The 632-nt window shown below is 69.0% G+C and carries 1 pseudogene; it reads left to right on the top strand.

Annotation, left to right across the window (positions count from 1 at the left end):
• Nucleotides 1-632: pseudogene (locus tag BG482_RS39935) on the top strand (hypothetical protein); the annotation flags it as partial.

The raw sequence follows: 632 nt of genomic DNA, 5'->3' as shown, positions 1-632 counted from the left end.
TTCTTCGGGACGATCGGCGCCGCCCTCGCGGAGATCCGCCGCATCATCGAACTCCCCGAAGTCCAGGCAGCCCTCACCCAGATCTTCAAAGCCCTCAACGCAGTCGCGACGCTCATCGCGGGCACCCTCGGGTCGGTCATCCAGGCAGTGCTGCCGCTGCTGGCCGTGCTCGCCCCCATCGTCAAGGAACTCGCCGAGAAGTTCGGGCCCGTCATTGCGCAGGTTCTGGGCGCGCTCGGCAAAGCCCTCATGCCGGTCATCGACGCGCTGCTGCCCGTCCTCCTCAACGTCGGCGGCATCCTGGTCGGTCTGGTCACCGGCCTGATGCCGCTCCTGCAGCCCCTCGGCAACCTGATCGGGGCGATCGTCACCGCCCTCGCCCCCGTGGTCTCAGCCCTGGGGGCACAGTTGGTGCCGGTCGTTGCCTCGCTGGCGCAGGGCCTGGCCCCGGTGATCGGATCCCTGGTCCCGGCCGTGCAGAGCCTGGGCCAGTTCATCGGCCAACTCGCGCCGCTGTTCCCGCAGATCCTGCTGGCCATGATGCCGCTGCTGCCGCCCCTGGCCCAGCTGACGGTGTCCCTGCTGACGCTGGCCCTGCAGGTCATCACCCCGCTGATGCCGCTGATCGTGAT

The organism is Streptomyces sp. LUP30, from assembly GCF_001746365.1.
Lineage (GTDB): Bacteria > Actinomycetota > Actinomycetes > Streptomycetales > Streptomycetaceae > Streptomyces.
The sequence above is the reverse complement of the archived record's forward strand: the minus strand, read 5'-3'. Positions and strand labels throughout refer to the sequence as shown.